Here is a 24,096-nt window from a genome sequence, read left to right as displayed (position 1 = left end):
GGCCATTTTGTCACGCCCACTAGGTGGGCAGTGGCAGGGACAGGATGAACTCCGCGCCATCGCCCGGCGCGCTGCGAACTTCCAGCCGGCCCTGGTGGGCCTGTGCGATCTGCCGCGCGATGTACAGGCCCAGGCCCAGGCCGGCGATCTGCGAGACGCCGTCGGTGCGTTCGAACTGTTCGAAGATGCGCTCCTGGTCGGCCTGGGCGATGCCCATGCCCTGGTCCCGCACCGAAACGAAGGCCTCGGACTCGTGCTCGCGCGTGCCGACGGTGACCGCGACCGGCTTGCCCTGTCCATAGCGCAGGGCATTGGTCAGCAGGTTGGTGATCACCTGCTCCACGCGGAATTCGTCGCCCACCATCGGCAGCGCCTGCGGCGCCGCCAGGGTCAGCGACACGCCCGAGCCCTCCGCCTGCGCCTGGATCGCTTCCACCACCGCCCGTGCCGAAGCGGCAAGGTCGAAGGAGCCGGGCACGATCGCGAGATGGCCGGTGCGGGCGCGCGAGACGTCCAGCATGTCGTCGAGCAGCCGCACCATGCTGCGGATCTGGCGCTCGTCGCGCTCCACCATCTTGAGCATCGCCTGCGGATCGGGCGGCCGCGCGCCCGCCAGCATCTTGCGGCGCAACTGCGCCTGCAGGTACACCGAGTTCAGCGGGTTGCGCAGTTCGTGCGCGATCAGCGACATGAAGTCGTCCCGCATGTTCACCGCGCGCTGCAGTTCCGCCTGGGCCGCCTGCAGCTCCTGCCGCTGCCGGAACAGGTCCACGAAGACGTTCACCTTGCTGCGCACCGCGTGCGGGTCCAGCGGCTTGTAGAGGAAGTCCACCGCCCCCGATTCGTAGCCCTGGAAGGCGTAGTTCATGTCGCGCCCGGCGGCGCTGACGAACACGATGGGGATGGTGCGCGTGCGCTCGGTGCCGCGCATCAGCTCGGCCAGCTCGAAGCCGTTCATGGACGGCATCTGGACGTCCAGGATGGCCAGGCCAAAGGCATGCTCCAGCATCAGCGACAGGGCCTCGTCGCCGGACCGGGCGGTGAAAATGCGGCGGCCCGGCTGGCGGATCAGCGCCTCCAGCGCGAGCAGGTTTTCCTGCAGGTCGTCGACCAGCAGGACGTTGACGGCCAGGGGTTGGGAACTCATCGTTGGACCACAGTGTGCAGCAGGCCGCGCAATCCCGACAGGGGCAGCACGAATTCGGGCGCGGCCAGCCGGATGGCAGCGTCCGGCATGGCGGCATGTGCGGCCTCCGCCGGGTCCTGCACGGCGGTCAGGCCGCCGCAGGCCTTGATGGCCGCCAGGCCGCGCCCGCCGTCCTCGTTGGCGCCGGTGAGCACCATGCCGAGCAGGCGGTCGCCGTAGGCTTCGGCGCAGGACTCGAACAGCACGTCGATCGAGGGGCGGGAGAACAGCACCGGGGGGTCGCAGCTCAGGGAGAAGGTGCGGTCCGCCTCCACCAGCAGGTGGTAGCCCGGGGGCGCGAGATAGACGGTGCCGGGCTGCACCGGCGCATGGGGCTGTGCCTCCTGCACCGGCAGCCCGGTGCGGTTGCCGAACACCTGCGCCAGCCGGCTTTCGTGCTGCTCCGGCAGGTGCAGTACCAGCACGATGGCGGCCGACGCGGGTGGCGCCAGGCCCTGCAGCAGGGCGAACAGGGCATCGATGCCGCCCGCCGATGCACCGATCGCCACGGCGTCCGCGTCGAAGGCGAAGCCATCCGGAAGCTGCCTGTTCATCCGGCCTCCGGCAGGCGGCGGTACAGGCGGTCGGGGCGGCTGACCGGCTCGAAGCGGTCGGCATAGGCGGAGAAGTCGAGCGTCTCCCTGGACCCCAGGCCGAGGAAGCCGCGGTGCATGAGCGACTCGTGGAACAGGCCGAGCGCGCGGTCCTGCAGGTTGCGGTTGAAGTAGATCAGCACGTTGCGGCACGAAACCAGTTGCGTTTCCGAAAAGACGGCGTCGGTCGCCAGGCTGTGGTCGGCGAAGGTGACGGCGTCGCGCAGGCGCTTGTCGAGCACCGCGCCGCCGTACGCAGCCGTGTAGTAGTCGCTGAAACTGCGCTGGCCGCCCGATGCCTGGTAGTTGCGCGTGAAGCCCTGTATCGCATCGAGCGCGAAGATGCCCTGCCGGGCCTTTTCGAGCGACGCGTGGTTGATGTCGGTGGCGTAGAGGATGGTGCGATCCAGCAGTCCTTCCTCGTGCAGCAGGATCGCCAGCGAGTAGGGCTCCTCGCCGGTGCTGCAGCCGGCCACCCAGATCTTCAGCGAGGCGTAGGTGCGCAGCACCGGGATCACGTGGCGCCGCAGCGCCAGAAAGTAGCCCGGGTCGCGGAACATCTCGCTGACCGGCACCGTGAGGTACTGCAGCAGCTGGGCGAACTCCTGCGGGTCGTGCAGCACGCGCTCCTGCAGCGCGGAGATGGACGCCACGCCCATGCGCTGCTGCGCCTGGGACATGCGCCGCTTCAGCGAGGCCTGCGCGTAGTCGCGGAAGTCGTGGCCGTAGCGCAGGTACACCGCCTGCACCAGCAGCCGGATTTCGATATCGGTCACCGACAGCGCCACGTCGCCCTCACGCAATGCGTTCGACCTTCGGCATCCACACGCGCAGCAGCGAGAACAGGCGCTCCAGCTCGATCGGCTTGGCCAGGTAGTCGTTGGCGCCGGCGGCCAGGCACTTCTCCTGGTCCTCCTTCATCGCCTTGGCCGTGATCGCGATGACCGGCAGCTTCTCCCAGCGCGCGTTCTTGCGGATCTCGCGGGTGGCGGTGAAGCCATCCATCTCCGGCATCATGATGTCCATCAGCACCAGGTCGATGCCGTCGGGGTTCTCCTCGAGCTTGCGCAGCGCCTCCACGCCATTGCGCGCGACTTCGACCGCCGCTCCCTTGTGCTCCAGCGCGCTGGTCAGCGCGAAGATGTTGCGCATGTCGTCGTCCACCACCAGGATGGTGCGCCCCTCGAAGGCCTTGTCGCGGCTGCGCGCGGTGCGCAGCATCTTCTGCCGCTCGGTGGAAAGCTGGGTTTCCACCTTGTGCAGGAACAGCGTCACCTCGTCGAGAAGCCGCTCGGGCGAGCGGGCGCCCTTGATGATGATCGAGCGCGAATAGCGCATCAGCTCCGCTTCCTCGTCGCGGGTGAGGTTGCGGCCGGTGTAGACGATCACCGGCGGGAACGACTTGCTCTCGCCGGCGGCCATGCGCTCCAGCAACTGCTGGCCCGTCATGTCCGGCAGCTTCAGGTCGATGACCATGCAGTCGAAGACGGACTCGTTCAGCGCGCGCAGCGCCTCGTCGCCCTGCGCGACCGCCACGATCTCGACGTCGCCGTCGCCGATGAGCGCCTTGACGCTTTCCTGCTGGCGCGGGTCGTCCTCCACCAGCAGCACGCGCTTGACCTTCTGGCTCAGCTTCTTCTCCAGGCGGGAGAACACCTCCTGCAACTGCTCGCGGGTGGCGGGCTTGCGCGCATAGCCGATGGCGCCCAGCTGCAGCGCCGGCTCCACCCGGTCTTCCCCGGACAGGATGTGCACCGGGACATGCCGGGTCCGCGGGTCGGCCTTGAGCTTCTCCAGCACCGCCAGGCCGGTTTCGTCGGGCAGCAGGATGTCGAGCAGCACCGCATCCGGCAGTTGCTGCATCACCAGCTCCGAGGCTTCGCGCGCCTCGTGCGCCACCAGGCAGCGGTAGCCCAGCTCGTGGGCCAGGTCGAACAGGATGGAGGCGAAGCGCGCGTCGTCTTCGACCACCAGGACCGTGCGGCGCGTGGCGTCCGGCACGTCGCGGTCGTCGGCAAACGCCGCGGCCCTGGCCCGGGCCGCAGGCGGCGGCGCGGGTGCGGCCGGTGGCGGGCTGCTGCGAGGCGGCGGCGTAGATGCCGTCTCGGGCGGCGCCATCGCCAGGGGGTCCTGCGCCAGCGCCGCGCGGTATTCCAGCGGCAGCGTCACGGTGAACGTGCTGCCCTGGCCCGGAGAACTTTCCACCGAGATATCGCCGCCCAGCAGGCGGGCCAGGTCGCGCGAGATCGACAGGCCCAGCCCGGTTCCGCCGTACTTGCGGCTGCTGGTGCCGTCGGCCTGGCGGAACGCCTCGAAGATCAGTTCATGCTGCGATGCGGGGATGCCGATGCCGCTGTCGCGCACTTCGAAGCAGACACGGTCGTCGCCCTGCCGCGCGACACGCAGCACCACGCTGCCGCGGTCGGTGAACTTGACCGCGTTGGCCAGCAGGTTGCGCAGCACCTGTTCCAGCCGCTGCCGGTCGGTGAACACCGAAGGCGGCAGGTCGCTCGCGATGTCCACTTGCAGCTGCAGCCCCTTGCGCTGCGCCAGCGGCTCGAACATCGACTTCAGGCCCTGGGTGACGGAGGCGAGCGGTGTCGTCTGGGGCCGCACCTCCAGCTTGCCGGCCTCCACCTTGGCGATGTCGAGGATGTCGTTGATCAGGTCGAGCAGGTCGTTGCCCGCGGTGTGGATGCTCTCCGCGAACTTGACCTGCTCCTCGTCGAGGTTGCCTTGCGTGTTGTCCGCCAGCAGCCTGGCCAGGATCAGCGAGCTGTTCAGCGGCGTGCGCAGCTCGTGCGACATGTTCGCCAGGAATTCGGATTTGTAGCGGCTGGCGCGCTGCAGTTCCTGTGCGCGCTCCTGCAGCGCGGCCTGCGCCTCGCGCAGCTGGTCGCGCTGCGCCTCCAGCCGGTCGGCCTGTTCGCCGAGCTGCACGTTGGTCTGTTCCAGCTCGGCCTGCTGGCTCTCCAGGTGCGCCTGCGATTCCTTCAGGGCGCGCGACTGTTCCTCGAGCTCCTCGTTGGCCGTGCGCAGTTCTTCCTGCTGCACCTGCAGCTCCTCGTTCAGCTGCTGGGTCTCCTCCAGCACGTCCTGCAGGCGCTTGCGATAACGAGCCGCTTCGATCGAAGCGCCCAGGATCGCGCCGAGATAGGTCACCAGCTCGCGGTCCCGGGCCTGCAGAGGCCGCAACAGGCCGATCTCCAGCACGCCGGCGAGCCGCCGCTCGTGTTCGATCGGCGCGATCAGCACGGCCGGCGCCGTCGTCTCGCCCAGCGCGGAGCTCACTTTCAGGTAGCCCGCCGGCACCGGGTCCAGCGCGATCTGCTTGCGCTGCGCCGCGCATTCGGCGATGAGCGTGCGGTCTTGCGCCACCTGCTCTCCCGCGCCCGCTGCGCCCGATGGCCATCCCCACGTCGCTGCGCGCACGAAGCCGGGCGGTTGCGCGACGTAGATCGCACCCACCGCCATGCCCAGGTATTGCGACAGGAATTCGAGGGCGGCATGGCCGGCGCCGGCCAGCTCCTGCTCCTTGCCGAGGCGCTCGGACAGCAGCGACTGGCCTTCGCGCAGCCAGGCTTGCGCCTGCAGCACTTCGCCTTGCCGCACCTGCTCGGCCAACGCCGTGCCGAACGACTCGGACAGCCGCGTGAGGTCCTGGCGTCCGCGCCATGCCAGCAGCCCGCCCGTTCCCAGCATGAACAAGACGAATGCGGCGGCGGTGATCACCGTGTTGCGGTTGACGGCCTCCAGGCGGTCCGCGCGGGCGCGTCGTTCCACCATGAAGAACTCGTCGAACAAGACGCGCACCCGGTCCTTGAGCTCGCGGCCCTGCGATGCACTGACCGGCACCTGGGGGTCCTTGCGCTTGGTGGTGATGCGGTCGCGTGCGTATTCGTCCCATGTCGTCTGCAGCCCCTGGATGCGCTCGAGCCGTTCAAGCTGCTCCGGCCGCTGCGCCATGTCGGTCTTCAGGCGCTGCATCTCCACGTCGCGCCGCTGCCTGGCTGCGTCGTGCTGCTGCAGGAAGCGCTCGTCCGCCCCCAGCAGGAAGCCGCGCACGCCGGACTCCATGTCCAGGTCCGCGCGCTGCGCGAGCGAAGCGCGCGAAAGCACTTCGTCGGACCGCTGGACCTGCCCCACCGCGTTGGCCAGGTAGGCCAGCAGGCCGATGAAGAAAGTGGCGCTGACCAGCCCCAGCACGAGGGGCAGGGTGAGATTGCGCGAAAGGATGCGGCGGAAGGTGCCGGAGGGATCGTTGTCGGTCTGGGAAGAGGGCATGGGCCGGCGCCGGAATGAGACGGGCAGCCGGCAGTGTGCCGGGAAACGGCTGGACCGTGGGCCGCAAGCCACGAAATGCAAGCGGGGCCGTCGCCCCGCGTCAACGCGACAGTAGCCTTAGCGAGCGGTGGCGGCGCCCAGGCGGGCGGCGGCGGTGCGGCTGCCCAGGTTGGCGGCGCGCTGCAGCCAGCGCACGGCCTGCGATGGATCCTGGGGAACCGTCGCGCCTTCCAGGTAGGCAATGCCCAGGAAGTAGCTCATCTCCATGCGGCCGAAGCGGATGCCTTCCTCGGTGGACTTGCCGGAGCGCTTGACGATCATCGGCACGTCGCCCTTGCCGTCGGCGAAGGCCTGCATCTGCTCGATGGTCCGGCTGAAGAAGCGGTCGCGGCCGGCGGCCGCCTTGTCGCGGTCGGGCATGCTGCCCACCAGCTCGTCGGCCAGCACCGGCAGCACTTCGAAGGGGGTCATGCCGCCGCGCATCCTGGGCGAATACCAGGCGCGCAACATCGCCTTGTCGAGCGGAAACAGCCCGTCGACCTTGGTGGGGAAATAGGAGAGCACCGTCTTGCCGGCGGGATGGCCGCGCACGCCCATCACGTGCATGGCCTCGTGGTAGGCGCAACGGAAGGCGTCCTTGTTGCGCATCTGCATCGCTGCGGAGTCGATGCGCGTCTCGGTCTGGAAATTCAGGTAGGTCACGCAGGGCTGGTTTTCTTCCAGCATGGCATCGGGGGTGATCTCGATGCTGACGTTGGCGACCTGGGCGGCGTCCGGCCGGTCGCTGACGTCGATGACCTTGACGCCGGCTTCGTTGGCGACGTCACGGATGGCCTGCAGGGTGTGTTGCTTGTGGGTGGCGAGGTTGATGCCGAAGACGCGGACCTTGATGTCCTGCTCCCAGCGGACCAGGCGAGTGGGCGTGCCGCTCTGGTGCCAGAGCACTTCCCACATCGTGCCCATGCCCTGCTCGAACTCATCCGCCTGGGCAAAGGCTGGACCGATCGCCGCAGCCGCCAGAAAGGCGGCCAGACCCGACTTCCACATGAGTGACCCCTCATCGAATTCGTCCGACTATGGGGTAGGCGCAGTCCTACGGCAAGGGCTGTTACCTACAAGTGGTTGCAAAAGTGCCTCAGCCCTAAAAATTCACGATCTGGGCCGCCTTGATGCGCGTTGGCAGCAGGTTGCCCTTTACAAGGCGATGAAGTCCTCGATGAGCTTCGCCACCGCCTCGGGCTGGTCGTGATGCAGCATGTGCCCGGCGTCCTCGACGCGGCCCAGCCGCATGTCGGACACGGACTTCAAACGTTCGTGGTACTCCGCCAGCGTGTAGCGGCCTTGCCACCACGTTGCGAGGCTGTCGTCGCTGGCCTCGACGGCCAGCACGGGCGCGCGGATGGCCTTGTAGATCTCCAGCACTTCATCGACGCGGAAGAGGTTGGCGTTGGTGATCTTGTGTGCCGCGTCGCCCAGGATGTGCCAGCGCCCGTCCGCCTGCTGGCTCGACCAGTACCGCGCCAGCCAGTCCGCCTTGTCCTGGGTCAGGCGGCGGTTGGTCTTCATGAGCCTGCGGGCCACGCCTTCGACGTCGTTGTACGACTTCAGCGCCGTCTCGCCGCGGTGTAAGGCCTTGAGCTCGCCGATCCACTTGGCGTAGCGGCCAGGCGCCTGCGACGGCTGGGTGGCCGCCATGCCGAAGCCTTCCAGGTTCACCAGCTTGCGGATGCGCGCGGGCCGCGCGCCGGCGTACAGCATCGCGATGTTGCCGCCCATGCTGTGGCCCACCAGGTCCACCGGCGTGTCCTGCACGTAGTGATCCAGCAGGAAGTCCAGGTCGGCCAGGTAATCGGGGAACCAGTAGTTGTCCGTCGGTTGCGACTCCGTCAGCCCGTAGCCGCGCCAGTCCGGGGCGATCACGTACCGGTCGCGCGCGAAGGCGTCGACGACGAACTGGTAGGACGCCGCCACGTCCATCCAGCCGTGCACCATCACCAGCGGCGCCTGTCCCGCGGTCGGTTCGCCCCAGACGCGCACGTGGTAGCGCAGGTTCCGGATCGGGACAAACTCGCTGCGGGAGACTCTTCGCGGTTGGTACATTCGGCCGATCATAGGAGAGGCGACCATGGCCGGCAGTCAAGGCAGGGACAACTGGGAAGCCATGCACAGGGGGTTCGGCTGGCGGGTTCCGGAGGACTTCAACATCGCGCGGGCGTGCTGTGCGCGCTGGGCCGCCGAACCGGGCGCCGAGGAGCGCATCGCGATCCGTACGCACGCGGCCGGCGGGGCGACCCTGAGCTTCGCGCAGCTGCAGCGCGAAGCCAACGCCATGAGCAACCTGCTGGCGGCGCTGGGTGTCCGGCGTGGCGATCGCGTGGCGATCGTGATGCCGCAGCGCTTCGAAACCGCCATCGCGTACATGGCGGTGTTCCAGCTCGGCGCCGTGGCCATGCCGCTGTCGATGCTGTTCGGCCCGGAGGCGCTGGAATACCGCTTGCAGGACAGCGAAGCGGGGGTGGCCATCTGCGACGAAAGCTCCATCGCCAACCTGGCGCAGGTGCGGGCGCAGTGCCCTGCGTTGCGCACGGTGGTCGGCGTCGGCGCCGCGGCGTCGCAGGCCGACCTGGGCTGGGAAGCGGAACGCGCCACGCTCGCCGCCTCGTTCGCACCCGTCGCCACGCACGCCGACGAGGGCGCGGTGCTGATCTACACCAGCGGCACGACGGGCCCGCCGAAGGGCGCGTTGATCCCGCATCGGGCGCTGGTCGGAAACCTGCCGGGCTTCGTGTGCAGCCAGAACTGGTTCGGGTTCCGCCCCCACCCCGGCCCTCCCCCAGAGGGGGAGGGAGGAAGCCGCGAAAGCAACGCGATCTTCTGGAGCCCGGCGGACTGGGCCTGGACCGGCGGCCTCATGGATGCCTTGCTCCCCAGCCTCTACTTCGGCCGCCCCATCGTCGCCTTCAACGGCCGCTTCGGACCGGACCTCGCCTTCGCCTTGATGCAGGAACACGGCGTGACGCACACCTTCCTGTTCCCCACCGCGCTGAAGGCGATGATGAAGGCGTACCCGCGCCCGCGCGAGCACTTCCGGCTCGAGCTGCAGGCGATCATGAGCGCCGGCGAGGCGGTGGGCGACGCGGTCTTCACGTACTGCCGCGACCACCTCGGCGTGGTGGTCAACGAGATGTTCGGCCAGACCGAGATCAACTACGTGGTGGGCAACTGCGCCATGAACGGCCGCACCGACCACGGCGTGGGCTGGCCGGCGCGCGCCGGCAGCATGGGCCGGCCGTACCCGGGCCATCGGGTGGCCGTGATCGACGACGAAGGCCGCGAATGTCCGCCCGGCGTGCCCGGGGACGTGGCCGTGAACCGTTTCGACGTGCATGGCGACCCGGACCCGATCTTCTTTCTGGGCTACTGGAAGAACCCGGGGGCGACGCAGCGCAAGTTCAGCGGGGACTGGTGCCGCACCGGTGACCTGGCCACGCGCGATGCCGACGGCTTTCTCTGGTACCAGGGACGCGCCGACGACGTCTTCAAGGCAGCGGGCTACCGCATCGGGCCGAGCGAGATCGAGAACTGCCTGGTCAAGCACCCGGCCGTGATCAACGCCGCGGTGGTGCCCAAGCCCGATGCGGAGCGCGGCGCGCTGGTGAAGGCGTACGTGGTGCTGTCGCCGCAGATGGTGGAAGCGCGCGCTGTCACCGGCCGCGACCGGACGAGCTTCGACGCGGACCTGGTGGCGCAGCTGCAGTTGCACGTGCGGGGCAAGCTCGCGCCCTACGAATACCCCAAGGAAATCGAGTTCATCGAGGCGCTGCCGATGACGACGACCGGCAAGGTGCAGCGGCGGGTGCTGCGCCTGCAGGAGGAAGAGAGGGCGCGCGCACGGCCGGGCGCGTAGGAGGCCGCTGTCCCCGCGTGCCCCTGCTGTCCCGCTCGCCGCCTGCCGTGCGCCAGCTACCGTTGCGGCATGGCAATGAACTGGAAGACAGGGACACTGTTCGCGGCCGGACTTGCAGTCGGCATTGCAGCCGGCGTGGCCGGGGTGATGAGCTTCAAGGACGATCATGCCCCGCCAGCCAGTGCGTCAGCCACCAGCGTGATGGGCGCCCAGCCCGCAGCCAAGGGCGCGCCTGCGCTGCCTGCGCTGGCGGTCGGGACCGGGCCGGGGCCGCGCTGCACGGACTACGCGCCGCTGCTCGCCAAGGGCCCGGAAGACGACGGCAAGGAATCGCTGCAGCCGGCGCCGGCCAGCGTAGGCGCGAGCCCGAGCGAAATGTCCGCGTTGCTGCTCAAGGGCAAGGAGGCCGCCGCGGGCGAGCGCCCGCGCGACGCCGAGATCCTGTTCCTCAACGCTTGCCGCAAGGCGCAGGCCACGCAGGGTGCCGACCTGCCGTCGGCCGACGCGCAGTACCAGCTGGCGCGTCACTACAGCAACGCGGCAGCGTTCGGCGCCGCCCGGCCCAAGGAGCTGTACGAACGCGCCAACCGCCTGTACACGGCCAGCCTGGAGATCTACCAGGCGCGCCACGGCGCATCGCACGAAAAGACGAAATACGCGCGTGAAGGCCTGATCACGGTGCAGCAGGTCACGGGCGTGCTGCCGCCGCTGCCAACGCCGGCCGTTGCACAGGCCAAGCCGGCTGCGCCCGCGCCGGCACCGGCACCTGCACCCGCGGTGGTTGCGGCCGTCCCGGTCCCGGCTCCGGCGCCTGCGACTCCCGCGATCGACTTGCAGCGAGCGAGAGCGGAAAAGGCCCAGGCCGAGAAGGCACAGGCGGAGCGGGCGGCGCAGGAACGGGCGGCACAGGCCGAGCGCGTCGCACAGGCTGAACGAGCGGCACAAGCTGAGCGCGCGGCCCAGGCCGAGGCGGCGCGAGCGGCAAAGGCCGAGCAAGCGGCCCAGGCCGAGCGCGTGGCGCAGGCGCAGCGCGCGGCGCAAGCCGAGCGAGCGGCACAGGCCGAACGGGCGCAAGCCGAAAGGGCGCTGGCCGCCAGAGCACAGGCCGAGCGACTGCAAGCCGAGAGAGCGCAGGCCAAAGCGCAAGCCGAGAAGGCGCAAGCCGAGAGAGCGCTGGCCGCAAGGGCCCAGGCCGAACAGGCGCAAGCGTCGCGGGCGCTGCAAAAAGAAAGGGAGCAGGTCGCTGCCGCATCCGCGCCCCCATCGCGGCGCACGACGTCGCCTTCGTTCGACTGCGCCCAGGCACGTTCGACCACCGAGAAGCTGATCTGCGCGGACGAGGAACTGGCCCAGATGGACCGGGATCTCGGCCGCCTGCACCAGCGTGCCAAGGACGCGGCCCCGGACCGACGCGCCTTCCAGCGGGCCAGCGATGCGGAGTGGAAGCGCCGCGAGGACACCTGTCGGGACCGGGAGTGCCTGCGCAGCTGGTATGCGCAGCGGCGGGAGCAGTTGAGCGCTGCCGCCGAAACACCGCGGCCGGCGATCCGTTCCGTGCCTGTCGTTCGCGCGCCGGCCATGCTGCCACCGGGCACCGCTTCCGGCGACGCCGGCACTGCGAACGGGGTCGCCAGCGGCAGCCCGACGTCCCGGATGGGCTCCAACTAGTACTGCACCTGGCAGTTGCCGCAGAAGAAGCTGCGGCGATGGGTGCGCCCGAGATGGGCCTTCTGCAGCGGAATGTCGCAGCGCGGGCAGGTCCGCTTGGTATGGGCCAGCCAGTGCTTCTTCAGCACGTACTGCTTCTTCCACTCGTAGAACTGGAAGCTGTAGTGGCGCGCCTCCTCCACCAGTTCGCGCAGCTTCTTCGCCGGCATCCCGCCCACCTTGGACAGCGGGTGGACGCGGATGCGGAACAACACCTCGTTCTTGATGATGTTGCCCACGCCCGCGAAGAGGTCCTGGTCCAGCAGCGCGTCGCAAACCAGCGTGTCGGGCTGCGCCCGCAACCGCTTGCGCGCCAGCTTCGGGTCCCAGTGCTCGGACATGACGTCGGCCCACCAGTCGTACACCAGGTCCAGCGGCTCCTCGATGAAGCGGACCGAACAGGCATAGAGATTGAGCATGCCGTCATCGAAGCCGAGCGACAGGCGCGGCACCGCCCAGCTTTTCTCCTCGTTGATGCGGTAGCTGCCGAACAGCATGAAGTGCACGCGCAGGCTGAAGTCGGGAAGTTCCACCAGGAACTGCTTGCCGAAGCTGCGCAGCGCCTCGATGCGCTGGTCCTGCAGGCGCTCTTTCTCGATGGTGGTGTTGCCGCCGACGCGGCGGATCGTCTGGCCGAGGAAACGGGACGCTTCTTCCTTCAGGATGACGATCGATGGACCCTCGGGCATGCTTCGTACTATGCTCGGCCGCTTCTCCAACAAGTCACCGCTGTAACGCCATGCAAACCATCCAGCTCGGCCAGAGCGACCTGCGCGTCACCCCCATCTGCCTGGGCACCATGACCTTCGGCGAGCAGGTCGCGGAGGCTGACGCCTTCGCGATCATGGACGACGCCGTCGCCCGCGGCATCAACTTCTTCGACACGGCCGAGATGTATTCGGTGCCCACCCGCAAGGAAACCTACGGATCCACCGAAGCCATCATCGGGCGCTGGCTCGCCGCCCGGCCGGGCGCCCGCGGCAAGATCGTGCTGGCCACCAAGGTGGCCGGCCCTTCGCGCGGCATGCCCTGGGTGCGAGAGGGTTCGGGCATGACGGGTAACGACATCCTGGCGTCGTGCGAAGGCTCGCTGCGCCGCCTGAAGACCGAGGTGATCGACCTGTACCAGATCCATTGGCCCGAGCGCAATGTGCCCGCTTTCGGCGCGATCTATTTCGACCCCACCAAGGAGCGCACCCAGACCTCCATCCACGACCAGCTCGTGGCCCTGAACAAGCTGGTCAAGCAGGGCAAGGTGCGCTACATCGGCGTCTCCAACGAATCGCCCTATGGCGTGCACGAGTTCGTGCGCCTCGCCGAGCAATACGACCTGCCGCGCATCGCCACCGTGCAGAACCCGTACTGCCTGGTGAGCCGCGGGGTGGACAACGGCCTGGACGAGACCATGCACCGCCTGGGCGTGTCGCTGCTGGCGTATTCGCCGCTCGGCTTCGGCCTGCTCACGGGCAAGTACGACGCAAGCGGATTCGAAGGCGCGCAGGCGCCGCGCGAGGGGCGCATCACGAAGTTCGAGACGGTGCGCGCCGGCCGCTGGGGCCGCCCCGAGGCGCTCGCCGCGGCCCGCCGCTACAACGCGCTGGCGCGCGAACATGGCATGACGCCGACGCGCCTGGCGCTGGCCTGGTGCTACACCAACTGGCGCGTGGCCAGCACCATCATCGGCGTGACCTCGCTGGCGCAGCTGAAGGAGGACGTGGAGGCGCTCGGCACCACGCTGCCGCCGGAACTGCTCGCGGCGATCGACGCGATCCGGTGGGAGGCACGCGACCCGGCAGCGTGATGGCGAGGAAGGATCACGTCAGCGAGACGCCGGCCACGGCCTTGCTCAAGGCGAGCGGCGTCGCCTTCACCGAGCATCCGTACGAATACCTGGAGCACGGCGGCGCGCAGCACAGCGCGGAGGTGCTCGGGCTGGACCCGTTCACGGTCGTCAAGACGCTGGTGATGGAGGACGAAAAGTCGCGGCCGCTGCTCGTGCTGATGCACGGCAACCGCACGGTGTCCACCAAGAACCTCGCGCGGCAGATCGGCGCCAAGGCGGTCCAGCCTTGCAAGCCCGAGGTGGCCAACCGGCACAGCGGCTACCTGGTGGGCGGCACCTCGCCTTTCGCGACGCGCAAGCCGATGCCGGTGTACGTGGAGGAGAGCATCCTGGCGCTGCCGCGCATCGTGCTCAATGGCGGCCGGCGCGGCTACCTGGTGGGCATCGATCCGCAGGTGGTGGTGCAGCTGCTCGGCGCGAAACCGGTCAATTGCGCACTGGCAGAATAGCCGCCATAACGACGACAGGAGGAGACCCCCGCATGGACGCCATCTATCCCGCAGCCGCCGTGCTCGCCGCGTACCTGCTGGGGTCGCTGGCCTTCGCCGTGATCGTGAGCAAGGTGATGGGCCTGTCGGACCCGCGCACCTTCGGCAGCAAGAACCCCGGCGCCACCAACGTGCTGCGCTCGGGCAACAAGGCCGCCGCCGTGGTCACCCTGTTGCTCGACGGGCTGAAGGGCTTCGTGCCGGTGGTGCTGGCGCGCGTGTACGGCCCGCGCTACGGCCTGGGCGACGGCACCACCGCGATGGTCGGACTCGCGGCTTTCCTGGGGCACCTCTATCCGGTGTTCTTCCGCTTCCAGGGCGGCAAGGGCGTGGCCACCTTCATCGGCGTCGTGTTCGGCATCCACTGGGTACTGGGCATCGCCACCGCGCTGACCTGGATCATCATCGCCTTTTTCTTCCGCTACTCGTCGCTGGCGTCGCTCGTCGCGGCCCTCTTCGCGCCGGTGTATTACCTGCTCGGCAACCGGTTCCAGTGGTACGCGGAGAAGCCGATCGCGTTTGCGCTGTTCGTGATGGCGGCGCTGCTGGCGTGGCGCCACCGCGAGAACATCGGTCGACTCGTCGCGGGCAAGGAATCGCGCCTGGGCGCGAAGAAGGGCTGACGTTGCAAACCATCCGCCTGGAGCGCTGGTCCGAATTCGTGGCGCATGCCGATGCGATGGAGGGCTGGGCCTTCCGCGGCCACGTGTCGGCGCAGTGGCCGCTGGTGCCGTCGCTCACCCGGCGGCTGCTGCAGTTCAGTCCCGAGCCCAGGCTGTGGCCGCTGCGCGAGGCGCGCGCGATGCGGGTGTTCCGCCGCAAGGCGCACATCTACCTGCAGGACCGCACCGCGCTGGAGGACGACCTGCGCTGCCTGGCGCTGATGCAGCACCATGGCGCGGCCACGCGGCTGCTCGATTTCACCAAGTCGCCGTTCGTGGCCGCGTTCTTCGCGCTGGAAAGCGCCACCCGCGACGTGGCGGTGTTCGCACTGAACACGCCGGCGCTGTGGAACCGGCCGCCGGATTTCGACCCGACGCTCACGCGCTCGCAGATCGACCCGCGCGTGCCGGGGAATTTCGAACGCTACTTCGCGGGCAACAAGCTGCCCTTGATCTGGTACGGCGAGCCGTCGGAGATGGACAGCCGCCTGGTGGCGCAGTCCGGCCTGTTCGTGGTGCCCGGGGTGCTGGACCAGTCGCTGGACGTGATCCTGGACGGCTATGGCGGCTCCGAGGGCCTGCTGACCCGGTTCGTGCTGCCGTTGTCGATGCGCGAGGAGGCGATGCGGGCGCTGTACCGCATGAACGTGACCTACGCGACGCTGTTCCCCGACCTCGACGGCCTGGCGCGATCGGTCAGCTACGAGCTGGAGGCGATCTGGGAGCGGCTGGTGGAGGATTACCAGCGGTCGCATCCGGACTCCTAGATCCGAGCCGATGCGGGGGGGGGGGCAGGGGCGCTCGACTGCCAAACCAAACAACCGGACGCAGAGGACGCAGAGGACGCAGAAGTTACGCAGAAGACGCAGAAGGACATCCAAAACCTTTTTCCGGTTTTTTCCTTTTGCGTCTTCTGCGTAACTTCTGCGCCTTCTGCGTCCTGCAGTTGGATTCAGAGTTCGCCGCCCGTCACTCTTGCTCGAGCAGATACCGCGTCACCACCGGCGGCTCCTCGCCGACATGGAACGCCAGGCGCCGATCGCGCAGGGCCACGTCCGCACCCGTGATGCGGTCGAAGCGCCGCAGGTGCTCCGTCCACGACGGGTCGATGATCTGCTCGACATACCGCTCGGGGTGGTACAGGTCGTGCAGCAACTGCCAGTCCAGCGCGCCCTGTCGCAGGCGGCTGCGCCGGCTCTCCTGCATCAGTGCGTGGAATTCGGTCGCTCGCGCGGGATCGATGATGTATTCCACGCGCACCTGGATGCGGCCGGGACGCGGCGGCTCTTCCATCTCAGGCACCTTGATCACGCGCGACGGCGTCAGGTCCTCCTCGGTGCCGCGGTCCAGCAACTTGCGCTGCGCGATCCACATGGCCAGCACGCTGGTGAAGGCGGAGACCGCCAGCGCGGTGGAGACCGACGACCACGTGGCGACCTGGCCCCACAGCGCGGCGCCTAGCGCCGTCGATCCCATCAGCGCCATCTGGTAGATCGACATGCCGCGCGCCCGCACCCAGTCGGGCAGCGCCATCTGCGCCGCCACCGTGAGCGAGTTCGCCACCGTGATCCAGGCGACGCCTACGAGGACCATCGCCGGCACGGCCGTGTAGATGCTGGGCGAATACGCCACCACCAGGGCGCCCACCGACTGCACCGCGGTGCCGAGCAGCACGCGTGGCTGCAGCGGCAGCCAGGTGCGGATGCGCGGCATCAACAGGGCGGCGATGATCGCGCCAACGCCCATGGAGGCGAGCAGCACGGTGAAGGTGCCGGCCTGCCCGCCCGGCATGGCGCGCGCCACCAGCGGCAGCAGTGCGAGGAGAGCCGTGGAGTGCAGGAAGAACAGCGCGATGCGCAGCAGCACCGAGCGCAGGCGGCTGGACTGCCAGACGTACTGCACGCCCACGCGCATGGCGATGCCCAGCGGCTCGCGGCCCAGCGGGCTTTCCTGGTGCACGCGGCGCCACCGCATGATGGTCAGCCCGGCGACGATGGACAGCACCGCGTTGAGCACGAACACGTACGCGCTGCCCACGCTGGCGATCAAGGCACCCGCCGCCAGCGGCCCGATGATGCGCGACGCATTCATCGCGATGCCGTTCAGGGCCAGCGCCTGCGGCAGCAACGGGCGGCTCACCACCTCGGGGATGATGGCGGCGAACACCGGCCAGCGCATCGCCAGGCCGACGCCGTTGGCGAAGGTCAGCGCCAGCAGCAGCGGCGCGGTCATGGCGCCCAGCAGGATGACGGCGCACAGGATGGTGGCAACGCCCGCCACCCAGAACTGCGTGGCCATGAAGTAGCGGCGCCGGTCCACCGTGTCGGCCAGCGCACCGCTGGGCAGCCCGAGCAGGAACACCGGCAGGGTCGATGCAGTCTGCACCAGCGCCACCCACAGCGGCGACGGGGCCAGCGACGTCATCAGCCACGCCGACGCCACATCGCTCATCCACATGGAGGTGTTCGCCGCCAGCCAGGTGAACCAGAGCATGCGGAACACCGGCGCACGCAGCGGCGCGAACGCGCTTTCGCGGGCGCGCGGCGACGGCGTTCCGGGCAGGGTGGAATCCGGCAAGGGTGGGGAGGTCAGTAACGCCGCTCCAGCACCAGCAGGTCGTTCTCGCGCTTCATCTGGAAGCGGCTGAGGAAGCTGTTGCCCAGCAGGACGTAGGGCATGGAGGCGCCCAGCACCACGGCGTCGACTTCGTACACCTCGACGTCGCCCACCCGCACGGACGCCAGCTTCACGCGCCACATCGGAACGGTGCCGTTGGCCGTGCTGCCCATGCCCGGAACGCCCTTGCGGTAGTCGATGCCCAGCCGCTCGGCGTCGCGCAGGCCGATGGCCACGGAGGTGGCGCCGGTGTCCACCATGAACTGCACGGCGCGCCCGTTGATCGCGCCCTGCGTGAGGAAGTGACCGCCCGAGCCGGCGGTGATGGCGATGCGGGAGCCGTTGGCGCCGGCGGCGCCCCCGCCCACGCTGGCCGGCGCGTCGCCGACCCGCAGCGTCTGCCGCTTGCCTTCGACCTCGACGACCGCCTGGTCGCCAAGGATGGAAAGCAGCTTCACGCCCTTGAAAGTTTCACCCGCGGCCAAGCTTTTCGGCGCCGAGCCATCGACGATGACCAGCGCCTTGCTTCCCAGCATGCCCTGCAGCGTGACGGTCTGCGCGCCCGCGGCGCCTGCCGCCAGGGCCAGCAGGAACGCGATGCGGCGCGGCAGGGCGCTGGGCACGTCAGTCGCGGAAGTTCGTGAAGGACAGCGGCAGGTCCGCCATGTCCTTGCGGACGGCGGCCATCGCGGCCTGCAGGTCGTCCCGCTTGGTGCCGGTGACCCGGACCACGTCACCCTGGATGGCCGCCTGCACCTTGAGCTTGCTTTCCTTGATCAGCTTCTGGATCTTCTTGGCGTGTTCGCTCTCGATGCCGCTGCGCACCTTGATCACCTGCTTGACCTTGTCGCCGCCCATCTTCTGCACGTCGCCCTTGTCCAGGAAGCGCACGTCCACGCTGCGCTTGGCCAGCTTGGCCACCAGGATGTCCATCACCTGCTGCAACTGGAAGTCGGCGTCGCCGGTGAGCGTGATCTCCTTGTCCTTGATCTCGATGGCCGCGGCCGTGCCCTTGAAATCGAAGCGCGTGCCGATCTCCTTGGCCGTGTTTTCCACGGCGTTCTTCACCTCCACCATGTTCGGGTCGCACACGGTATCGAATGACGGCATCTTGGGATTCCTCCTGCAACTGCTGAGTCTCTGCTTGAGACACAATTCTCCCATGTTCGTCGAGTCCAACGTACCGCTGCAGCCGCACAACACCTTTGGCATCGTCGCCAGGGCCCGGACGCTCGTGCGCGTGCGCGGCCCGGAGGAGGTCCACGCCCTGCTGGCGCACCCGGAGCTGGGGGACGAGCCCAAGTTCGTGCTGGGCGGGGGCAGCAACATCGTGCTGACCGGGGACGTCAAGCCGGTCGTCCTGAAGGTGGAGGTGCCGGGCCGCCGGGTCCTGGAGGACGGCCCCAAGGCCACGATCGTGGAGTTCGGCGCCGGGGAAAACTGGCACGAGGCGGTCACCTGGACCATCGAGCAGGGGCTGGGCGGGCTGGAGAACCTGGCCCTGATCCCCGGCACGGTGGGGGCGAGCCCGGTGCAGAACATCGGGGCCTACGGCATCGAACTGCAGGACCGCTTCGAGTCGCTGGACGCCATCGACCTGATGACGGGCCGCGAGTTCACGCTGGATGCCGGCCAGTGCGCCTTCGGCTACCGCGACTCGGTGTTCAAGCATTCGCCGGCCCGCGACAGCGATTTCGGGCTGGCCGGCCGGGCCTTGATCCTGCGGGTGCGGATGCGCCTGCCCAAGCCCTGGAAGCCGGTGCTCGGCTACCTGGACCTGCAGCGCAAGATGACCGAAACCGGCATCGCCAGCCCGGATGCGCGCCAGGTCTATGACTGGGTCTGCGCCATCCGCAGCGCCAAGCTGCCCGACCCGCGGGTGATCGGCAATGCAGGCAGCTTCTTCAAGAATCCGACCGTGACGCCCGAGCAGTGCAAGGACATCATCGCGCGCGAGCCGAACATCGTGCATTACCCGATGCCCGACGGCACCATGAAGCTGGCCGCGGGCTGGCTGATCGATGCCTGTGGCTGGAAGGGCAAGTCGGTGGGCCAGGCCGGCGTCTACGAAAAGCAGGCCCTGGTGCTGGTCAATCGCGGCGGGGCCACCGGCGGCGAGGTGGTGACCCTGGCCCGGGCGATCCAGACCAGCGTGTACGAGCGCTTCGGCATCCGGCTGGAGCCGGAGCCGGTGGTGGTGTGATCGCCGGGGTGGCGCAGGCCGGGTTGCGGCAAGCCGCACCCCGGCGTCGAGCTAACGGATCGGCTCTTCCCAGTTCGCCGCGAACTCGTCGTCGGTCGCCAGCACCCACAGCGCCAGCACCGTCACCACCCCGCCGGTGATCAATGCGTTCTGCAGCGCCGGCGCCACCCCGCCGAAGCCGAACAGCACCGGCGCGAGCATCAGGCCGACACCGAGCATGACGTCCAGCCACTCTTCCCAGGCCTGCGGCACCTGCATCGCTTCGACGCTGGAGGCGACGAGCAGGGCGCCGATGGCGGTGGTCACCGCAGCGGCGACCAGCACGGACTGGAAGCCCAGCACCCAGGGCGAGGCGACCAGCCACGCACCGAGCAGGGCATTCACCGCGTCCTGCCAGTGTTTGACATGCTTCATGCCGTACTCCTTTGCCGCGTGCGCGGCTTGCCGGATGATCGTAGTCCGTCCGTGCCGGTTGCGCCACTCCCGGCGCCACCTACGCCAGCCGAAGCCGGCGCCTGACACACCCGCTGCCCGGGGGCGGCAAGATGGCGCCACGATGCTGGAAAAACTGCCCGACATGCTGGGACACGCGCTGCGCGACGTGCGGGCCGGCCTGGACAAGCTCGTCTTCAACCGCTGCGGCATGCGCACCGGCCATGGCACGCTCGCCGTGGGAAGCCTGGCCTTTGGCGACCACGCCCCGATCCCCGAGCGCTATACCGCCGATGGCGAAGGCCTGTCGCCGCCCCTGCACTGGAGCGGCGTGCCGGCCGGGGCGGCCAGCCTGGTGCTGCTGGTGGAGGACGCCGATGCGCCGACGCCGGAGCCGCTGGTGCATGCGATCGTGGTGGACTTGCCGGCGGCCGATGCGGCCTTCGGCGAAGGCGAGATGGACAGCCCGCGGCAGGACGGCGGGGAAGCGCACGAAGGGCGCAACTCGTACCTGCAAAAAGGCTGGCTGCCGCCCGATCCGCCGCCGGGCCACGGCTCGCACCGTTATGCGTTCCAGCTGTTCGCGCTGGGACCGGGGGACGCATTCGGCGGCACCCCCGGCCGCTCGGACGTGTTGAAGGCCGTGCAGGAGCGCGGCATGGCCAGCGGCCTGCTGATCGGCACTTACGAGCGCCCGGACGGCAGCATCAAGCTGCCGGACCCGAGGGTGCGGCTGGCCGCCGACCCGGAATAGCGTGACGTATCCGCCCTACGGCGGGCATTCGTCGTCCCCGCGAAGACGGGGACCCAGGGCGCCCATCCCTTACCGCTTCGGCACCTGGTACCGCAACTCGGCAAACCCCGTGCCCACCTGCCGCACCGACAGCAGCTTCAGCGGCGGCGAGGTGATCGTCCTGGGCAGCAAGGGCTTGCCCGCACCCAGCGTCACCGACCCCACCTGCACGATGATTTCATCCAGCAGCCCCGCGTCGTGGAACTGGCCGACGAGCCCGCCGCCCCCGACGAGCCACACGTTCTTTCCGTTCGCGGCCGCCCGCATCTGTTCGTGCACCGGCCGCACGTCACCTTTCGTGAAGCGGATGTCGGCACCCGGCACCGCAGGCAGCGCACGTGAAGAAAACACCCACGCCGGCAGCTCGTACGGCCACTTGCCGCCATGCGCGGAGCCCGGCTTGACGACGTGCTGCAGCATCCATTCGTAGGTGGCCGATCCCATCGCCAGCGCGCCGACCTGCGCGATGAACTGCGGATAGCTGGTGTCGGCGATGTCCCCGAGCGGGAACAGCCACTCCAGGGAGTCATCGGGCGTGGCGATGAAGCCGTCGAGGCTGGAGGCGGTGTAGTACTGGGTGGTCACGACGCCATCCGCCAGGCCCAGGCCGCGAGGAGAGTGACTGCGCTGGCAGCCAACCAGCTGCCGACCCGCTTGACCAGTGCCGTGTCCACCTTGCGCGGATCCACGGGCTGGCTGCGCGTGAATCCGACGACGAATGCGTGCGCGGGCAGGGCCACCAGCACCAGCGTGCCGATGATCAGCTCGATGCCGCCCGCCGCCGCCGTCGCGCCGTACTTCGACCACAGCATGGGCCAGGCGAGGGCCGAGAAGACGCCGGCGATGGCGGCGGTGACGGGGGTAGGTTGGATCATTGCAGGTCGAGAATGTGCTGCGATGATGCCACCGGGTCGCTTTCCTCGTGCCGGCGTAGCAACGAACGGATCGCACGTGCTTCTGCCTCGAGCTGCAGTTGGAATTTGCCGTAATTGGAGAAATGAAGGTGCAAGTACACGGCTCTCGCCGGATCTTCATACAGCACAGGCAATGACGACGATATCGCCGCTCTCTCCCGCAGCCAAGGAAATGCTCCGCTCATACGCATCAGACGGACGACGCCAGCAGACACGAAGATGTACTTTGCGTTTCCTTCGCGCATTGCGAAGCTCAGATTCCGGAGGTGCGTCGGATCGAAGTCGCCCACTTCCAATTTGCTCCGACCCACAGTGGGTTTGTGCATCAGCTCGACGAAGGAGACCAGTCCAGCGTGCCGAGGTTCAAAGCCGATCCGCGCGAACGTGCTGTGGTAGCGACGTCCGTCGCCTCGATACTCCGGGAGCAGGAAGGGGTGATGGACCCCGTACCGGCGCCAGAACGCGGCGCCATCGGCGTGGTACTCGAGGATGCTCGCGAACGTAGGACTCCGTTCAACGTTTGCGTCGTAATTCGCGTCCAGCCCAACGAAGAGAAGAGTAGCTTCGCGAGGATCGACGCCTTGATAGGGTCGACGTGCAAAGCACTCGGTCAGTTCCACGCTCGGATGCGGCTGGTACATCCGAAGATACTAATGCAGGAGGGGAGGGAGCCCTGGGTCCCCGCCTTCGCGGGGATGACGGGAGGTTGGCATTCTCGTAGGGCGGGTTGCGCGAAGCGCACCCCGCCGCAACTCAGTCCTTCCCCAGCGACGGCAGCGGCGCGTCGCCGCCGGTCACCAGCAGGCCCGCCTTCGCATAGATCCCCAGCTTGGCGCGCGTGTCGGTGATGTCCAGGTTGCGCATGGTCAGCTGGCCGATGCGGTCCTTGGGCGAGAAGGGCGCGTTCTCGACCTTCTCCATCGACAGGCGCTCGGGCGCATACGTCAGGTTGGGCGACTCGGTGTTCAGCAGCGAATAGTCATTGCCGCGGCGCAGTTCCAGCGTCACCTCGCCGGTGACGGCGCGCGCCACCCAGCGCTGCGCGGTCTCGCGCAGCATGATCGCCTGCGGGTCGAACCAGCGGCCCTGGTACAGCAGCCGGCCCAGGCGGCGGCCATTGTCGCGGTACTGCTCGATGGTGTCCTCGTTGTGGATGCCGGTGACCAGCCGCTCGTACGCGATGAACAGCAGCGCCAGGCCCGGGGCTTCGTAGATGCCGCGGCTCTTGGCCTCGATGATGCGGTTCTCGATCTGGTCGCTCATGCCCAGGCCGTGCCGGCCGCCGATGCGGTTGGCCTCCAGGATCAGTTCCACCGGGTCGTCGAAGGTCTTGCCGTTCAGGGCGACCGGCTGGCCTTCCTCGAAGCGCACGCGCACTTCTTCGGCCTTGACCTTGACGTCGTCCTTCCAGAAGGCCACGCCCATGATCGGATTGACGATCTTGATGCCGGTGTTCAGGTTTTCCAGGTCCTTGGCTTCGTGCGTCGCACCGAGCATGTTGCTGTCGGTGGAGTAAGCCTTCTCGGCCGACATCTTGTAGCCGAAGCCGGCGGCCGTCATGAACGCGGACATCTCGGCGCGGCCGCCCAGTTCGTCGATGAAGGCCTGGTCCAGCCACGGCTTGTAGATGCGCAGGCCGGGATTGGTCAGCAGGCCGTAGCGGTAGAAGCGCTCGATGTCATTGCCCTTGAAGGTGCTGCCATCGCCCCAGATGTGGACGTCGTCCTCCTTCATCGCGGCCACCAGCATCGTGCCGGTCACGGCGCGGCCCAGCGGCGTGGTGTTGAAGTAGGTCGAACCCGCCGTGGAGATGTGGAAGGCGCCGCACTGCATGGCGGCGATGCCCTCGTGCGCCAGCTGCTTGCGGCAGTCGACCAGGCGCGCCTTTTCGGCGCCGTATTCCATGGCCTTGCGCGGGATCGCGTCGTAGTCGGGTTCGTCCGGCTGGCCCAGGTTGGCGGTGTACGCGTAGGGAATGGCCCCTTTCTTGCGCATCCAGTGCAGGGCGGCGCTGGTGTCCAGTCCGCCCGAGAAGGCAATGCCCACCTTCTGGTTCAGCGGCAGGTTTTCGAGGATGGTGCTCATGGCAGTCCGTTCAGCCGAAGTGGCAGACGTAGTGGTACGCCTCGGCCACGCGGATCTCGAAGCTGGAGTCCGCCGGCACCGAGAACTTCTCGCCGGGGCCCGATTTCTTCCAGGCTTCGCTGCCCGCCAGCTTGTATTCGCAGGCGCCGGCCACGCATTCCATGACTTCGGCGGCGCCGGTCTTGAAAGTGAGGGTGGCCGGAAGGATCACGCCCACCGATTTCTTCGTGCCGTCGGCCAGGGTGATGCCATGGCTGACGCACTTGCCGTCGAAGTAGACATTGGCCTTCGTCGCGACCGAGGCGACGTCGAGTTTTTCGGTGGTCATGAGGCAGAGTCCGGGGGAAACCCGCGATTTTAGGCGCTCGCGCGACACTGCCTCC

At 68.4% G+C, this 24,096-nt stretch carries 24 protein-coding genes; 8 read left to right on the top strand and 16 right to left on the bottom strand.

What is annotated here, in order from left to right:
- Nucleotides 1-19 precede the first annotated feature (19 nt).
- The 6 genes from WG902_RS10965 to WG902_RS10940 all read right to left on the bottom strand — a co-directional run bounded on the left by WG902_RS10965 (nt 20) and on the right by WG902_RS10940 (nt 8,163).
- A complete protein-coding gene (locus WG902_RS10965; protein WP_340060090.1) occupies nt 20-1,147 on the bottom strand; it encodes a hybrid sensor histidine kinase/response regulator in 1,128 nt (375 codons plus the stop codon).
- Nucleotides 1,144-1,740: a chemotaxis protein CheB gene (locus WG902_RS10960; RefSeq protein WP_340060089.1), complete on the bottom strand. Its 597-nt coding sequence runs from the start codon at nt 1,738-1,740 to the stop codon at nt 1,144-1,146. The genes WG902_RS10965 and WG902_RS10960 overlap by 4 nt, the downstream gene beginning before the upstream one ends.
- On the bottom strand, nt 1,737-2,567 hold the full coding sequence (locus tag WG902_RS10955; RefSeq protein WP_340060189.1) for a CheR family methyltransferase: 831 nt from the start codon (nt 2,565-2,567) through the stop codon (nt 1,737-1,739). The genes WG902_RS10960 and WG902_RS10955 overlap by 4 nt, the downstream gene beginning before the upstream one ends.
- A gap of 7 nt (nt 2,568-2,574) precedes the next feature.
- Complete coding sequence (locus WG902_RS10950) at nt 2,575-6,063, bottom strand: response regulator (protein ID WP_340060088.1); 3,489 nt, start codon at nt 6,061-6,063, stop codon at nt 2,575-2,577.
- 117 nt (nt 6,064-6,180) lie between these two features.
- Entirely contained in the window at nt 6,181-7,110 is a 930-nt protein-coding gene (locus tag WG902_RS10945; protein WP_340060087.1) for a hypothetical protein, read from the bottom strand.
- A gap of 147 nt (nt 7,111-7,257) precedes the next feature.
- Nucleotides 7,258-8,163 carry an alpha/beta fold hydrolase gene (locus WG902_RS10940; RefSeq protein ID WP_340060086.1) on the bottom strand — a complete coding sequence of 302 codons (906 nt, stop codon included), beginning with the start codon at nt 8,161-8,163 and terminating at the stop codon, nt 7,258-7,260.
- A gap of 25 nt (nt 8,164-8,188) precedes the next feature.
- Between WG902_RS10940 and WG902_RS10935 the strand changes: the two genes are divergently transcribed.
- Both WG902_RS10935 and WG902_RS10930 read left to right on the top strand, forming a co-directional pair.
- Nucleotides 8,189-9,970, top strand: coding sequence for an acyl-CoA synthetase (locus tag WG902_RS10935; protein WP_340060085.1), 1,782 nt, complete (start codon nt 8,189-8,191; stop codon nt 9,968-9,970).
- Nucleotides 9,971-10,039: 69 nt separating this feature from the next.
- Nucleotides 10,040-11,638 carry a lysozyme inhibitor LprI family protein gene (locus tag WG902_RS10930; protein WP_340060084.1) on the top strand — a complete coding sequence of 533 codons (1,599 nt, stop codon included), beginning with the start codon at nt 10,040-10,042 and terminating at the stop codon, nt 11,636-11,638.
- On the opposite strand, the gene WG902_RS10925 is transcribed toward WG902_RS10930, so the two are convergent.
- Complete coding sequence (locus WG902_RS10925; RefSeq protein WP_340060083.1) at nt 11,635-12,366, bottom strand: DNA-formamidopyrimidine glycosylase family protein; 732 nt, start codon at nt 12,364-12,366, stop codon at nt 11,635-11,637. The genes WG902_RS10930 and WG902_RS10925 overlap by 4 nt on opposite strands.
- A gap of 50 nt (nt 12,367-12,416) precedes the next feature.
- On the opposite strand from WG902_RS10925, the gene WG902_RS10920 reads away from it, so the two are divergent.
- Genes WG902_RS10920 through WG902_RS10905 form a run of 4 tightly spaced genes read left to right on the top strand, consistent with a single transcriptional unit; the run spans nt 12,417 to nt 15,437 of the window.
- Nucleotides 12,417-13,478, top strand: a complete 1,062-nt coding sequence (locus WG902_RS10920; RefSeq protein WP_340060082.1) for an aldo/keto reductase — start codon at nt 12,417-12,419, stop codon at nt 13,476-13,478.
- Entirely contained in the window at nt 13,478-13,969 is a 492-nt protein-coding gene (locus WG902_RS10915; RefSeq protein WP_340060081.1) for an aminoacyl-tRNA deacylase, read from the top strand. The genes WG902_RS10920 and WG902_RS10915 overlap by 1 nt, the downstream gene beginning before the upstream one ends.
- A gap of 32 nt (nt 13,970-14,001) precedes the next feature.
- Complete coding sequence (gene plsY, locus WG902_RS10910; RefSeq protein WP_340060080.1) at nt 14,002-14,631, top strand: glycerol-3-phosphate 1-O-acyltransferase PlsY; 630 nt, start codon at nt 14,002-14,004, stop codon at nt 14,629-14,631.
- A gap of 2 nt (nt 14,632-14,633) precedes the next feature.
- Nucleotides 14,634-15,437 (top strand): FRG domain-containing protein, encoded by an 804-nt coding sequence (locus tag WG902_RS10905; protein ID WP_340060079.1) that lies wholly within the window; start codon nt 14,634-14,636, stop codon nt 15,435-15,437.
- A 202-nt stretch (nt 15,438-15,639) separates the two neighbouring features.
- Here the strand turns inward: WG902_RS10905 and WG902_RS10900 are convergent, their stop codons facing one another.
- Genes WG902_RS10900 through WG902_RS10890 form a run of 3 tightly spaced genes read right to left on the bottom strand, consistent with a single transcriptional unit; the run spans nt 15,640 to nt 18,396 of the window.
- Entirely contained in the window at nt 15,640-17,247 is a 1,608-nt protein-coding gene (locus WG902_RS10900; protein WP_340060078.1) for an MFS transporter, read from the bottom strand.
- 11 nt (nt 17,248-17,258) lie between these two features.
- The gene (locus WG902_RS10895) at nt 17,259-17,909 is read right to left on the bottom strand and encodes a retropepsin-like aspartic protease family protein (RefSeq protein ID WP_445263677.1); all 651 of its coding nucleotides are present in this window, start codon (nt 17,907-17,909) and stop codon (nt 17,259-17,261) included.
- 1 nt (nt 17,910) lies between these two features.
- Complete coding sequence (locus tag WG902_RS10890) at nt 17,911-18,396, bottom strand: YajQ family cyclic di-GMP-binding protein (RefSeq protein ID WP_340060077.1); 486 nt, start codon at nt 18,394-18,396, stop codon at nt 17,911-17,913.
- A 52-nt stretch (nt 18,397-18,448) separates the two neighbouring features.
- Here WG902_RS10890 and murB point away from each other — a divergent pair, with 52 nt between their 5' ends.
- Nucleotides 18,449-19,489, top strand: a complete 1,041-nt coding sequence (gene murB / locus WG902_RS10885; protein ID WP_340060076.1) for a UDP-N-acetylmuramate dehydrogenase — start codon at nt 18,449-18,451, stop codon at nt 19,487-19,489.
- Nucleotides 19,490-19,540: 51 nt separating this feature from the next.
- On the opposite strand, the gene WG902_RS10880 is transcribed toward murB, so the two are convergent.
- Nucleotides 19,541-19,903, bottom strand: a complete 363-nt coding sequence (locus tag WG902_RS10880) for an SPW repeat protein (RefSeq protein WP_340060075.1) — start codon at nt 19,901-19,903, stop codon at nt 19,541-19,543.
- Nucleotides 19,904-20,045: 142 nt separating this feature from the next.
- On the opposite strand from WG902_RS10880, the gene WG902_RS10875 reads away from it, so the two are divergent.
- Nucleotides 20,046-20,675, top strand: a complete 630-nt coding sequence (locus tag WG902_RS10875) for a YbhB/YbcL family Raf kinase inhibitor-like protein (RefSeq protein WP_340060074.1) — start codon at nt 20,046-20,048, stop codon at nt 20,673-20,675.
- A 69-nt stretch (nt 20,676-20,744) separates the two neighbouring features.
- Here the strand turns inward: WG902_RS10875 and WG902_RS10870 are convergent, their stop codons facing one another.
- The 5 genes from WG902_RS10870 to ppnP form a co-directional block, all read right to left on the bottom strand.
- Complete coding sequence (locus WG902_RS10870) at nt 20,745-21,299, bottom strand: dihydrofolate reductase family protein (protein WP_340060073.1); 555 nt, start codon at nt 21,297-21,299, stop codon at nt 20,745-20,747.
- Nucleotides 21,296-21,589: a hypothetical protein gene (locus WG902_RS10865; RefSeq protein ID WP_340060072.1), complete on the bottom strand. Its 294-nt coding sequence runs from the start codon at nt 21,587-21,589 to the stop codon at nt 21,296-21,298. The genes WG902_RS10870 and WG902_RS10865 overlap by 4 nt, the downstream gene beginning before the upstream one ends.
- Entirely contained in the window at nt 21,586-22,248 is a 663-nt protein-coding gene (locus tag WG902_RS10860; RefSeq protein WP_340060071.1) for a hypothetical protein, read from the bottom strand. Before WG902_RS10860 ends, WG902_RS10865 begins: the two co-directional genes overlap by 4 nt.
- A gap of 133 nt (nt 22,249-22,381) precedes the next feature.
- Complete coding sequence (gene argG / locus WG902_RS10855) at nt 22,382-23,713, bottom strand: argininosuccinate synthase (protein ID WP_340060070.1); 1,332 nt, start codon at nt 23,711-23,713, stop codon at nt 22,382-22,384.
- A 10-nt stretch (nt 23,714-23,723) separates the two neighbouring features.
- Nucleotides 23,724-24,041, bottom strand: a complete 318-nt coding sequence (gene ppnP / locus WG902_RS10850; protein WP_340060069.1) for a pyrimidine/purine nucleoside phosphorylase — start codon at nt 24,039-24,041, stop codon at nt 23,724-23,726.
- Nucleotides 24,042-24,096 lie beyond the last annotated feature (55 nt).

This window comes from Ramlibacter sp. PS3R-8, from assembly GCF_037572435.1.
Classification (GTDB): domain Bacteria; phylum Pseudomonadota; class Gammaproteobacteria; order Burkholderiales; family Burkholderiaceae_C; genus Ramlibacter.
Note: the sequence above shows the minus strand (reverse complement) of the source record. Positions and strands in the feature narration are given on the sequence as shown.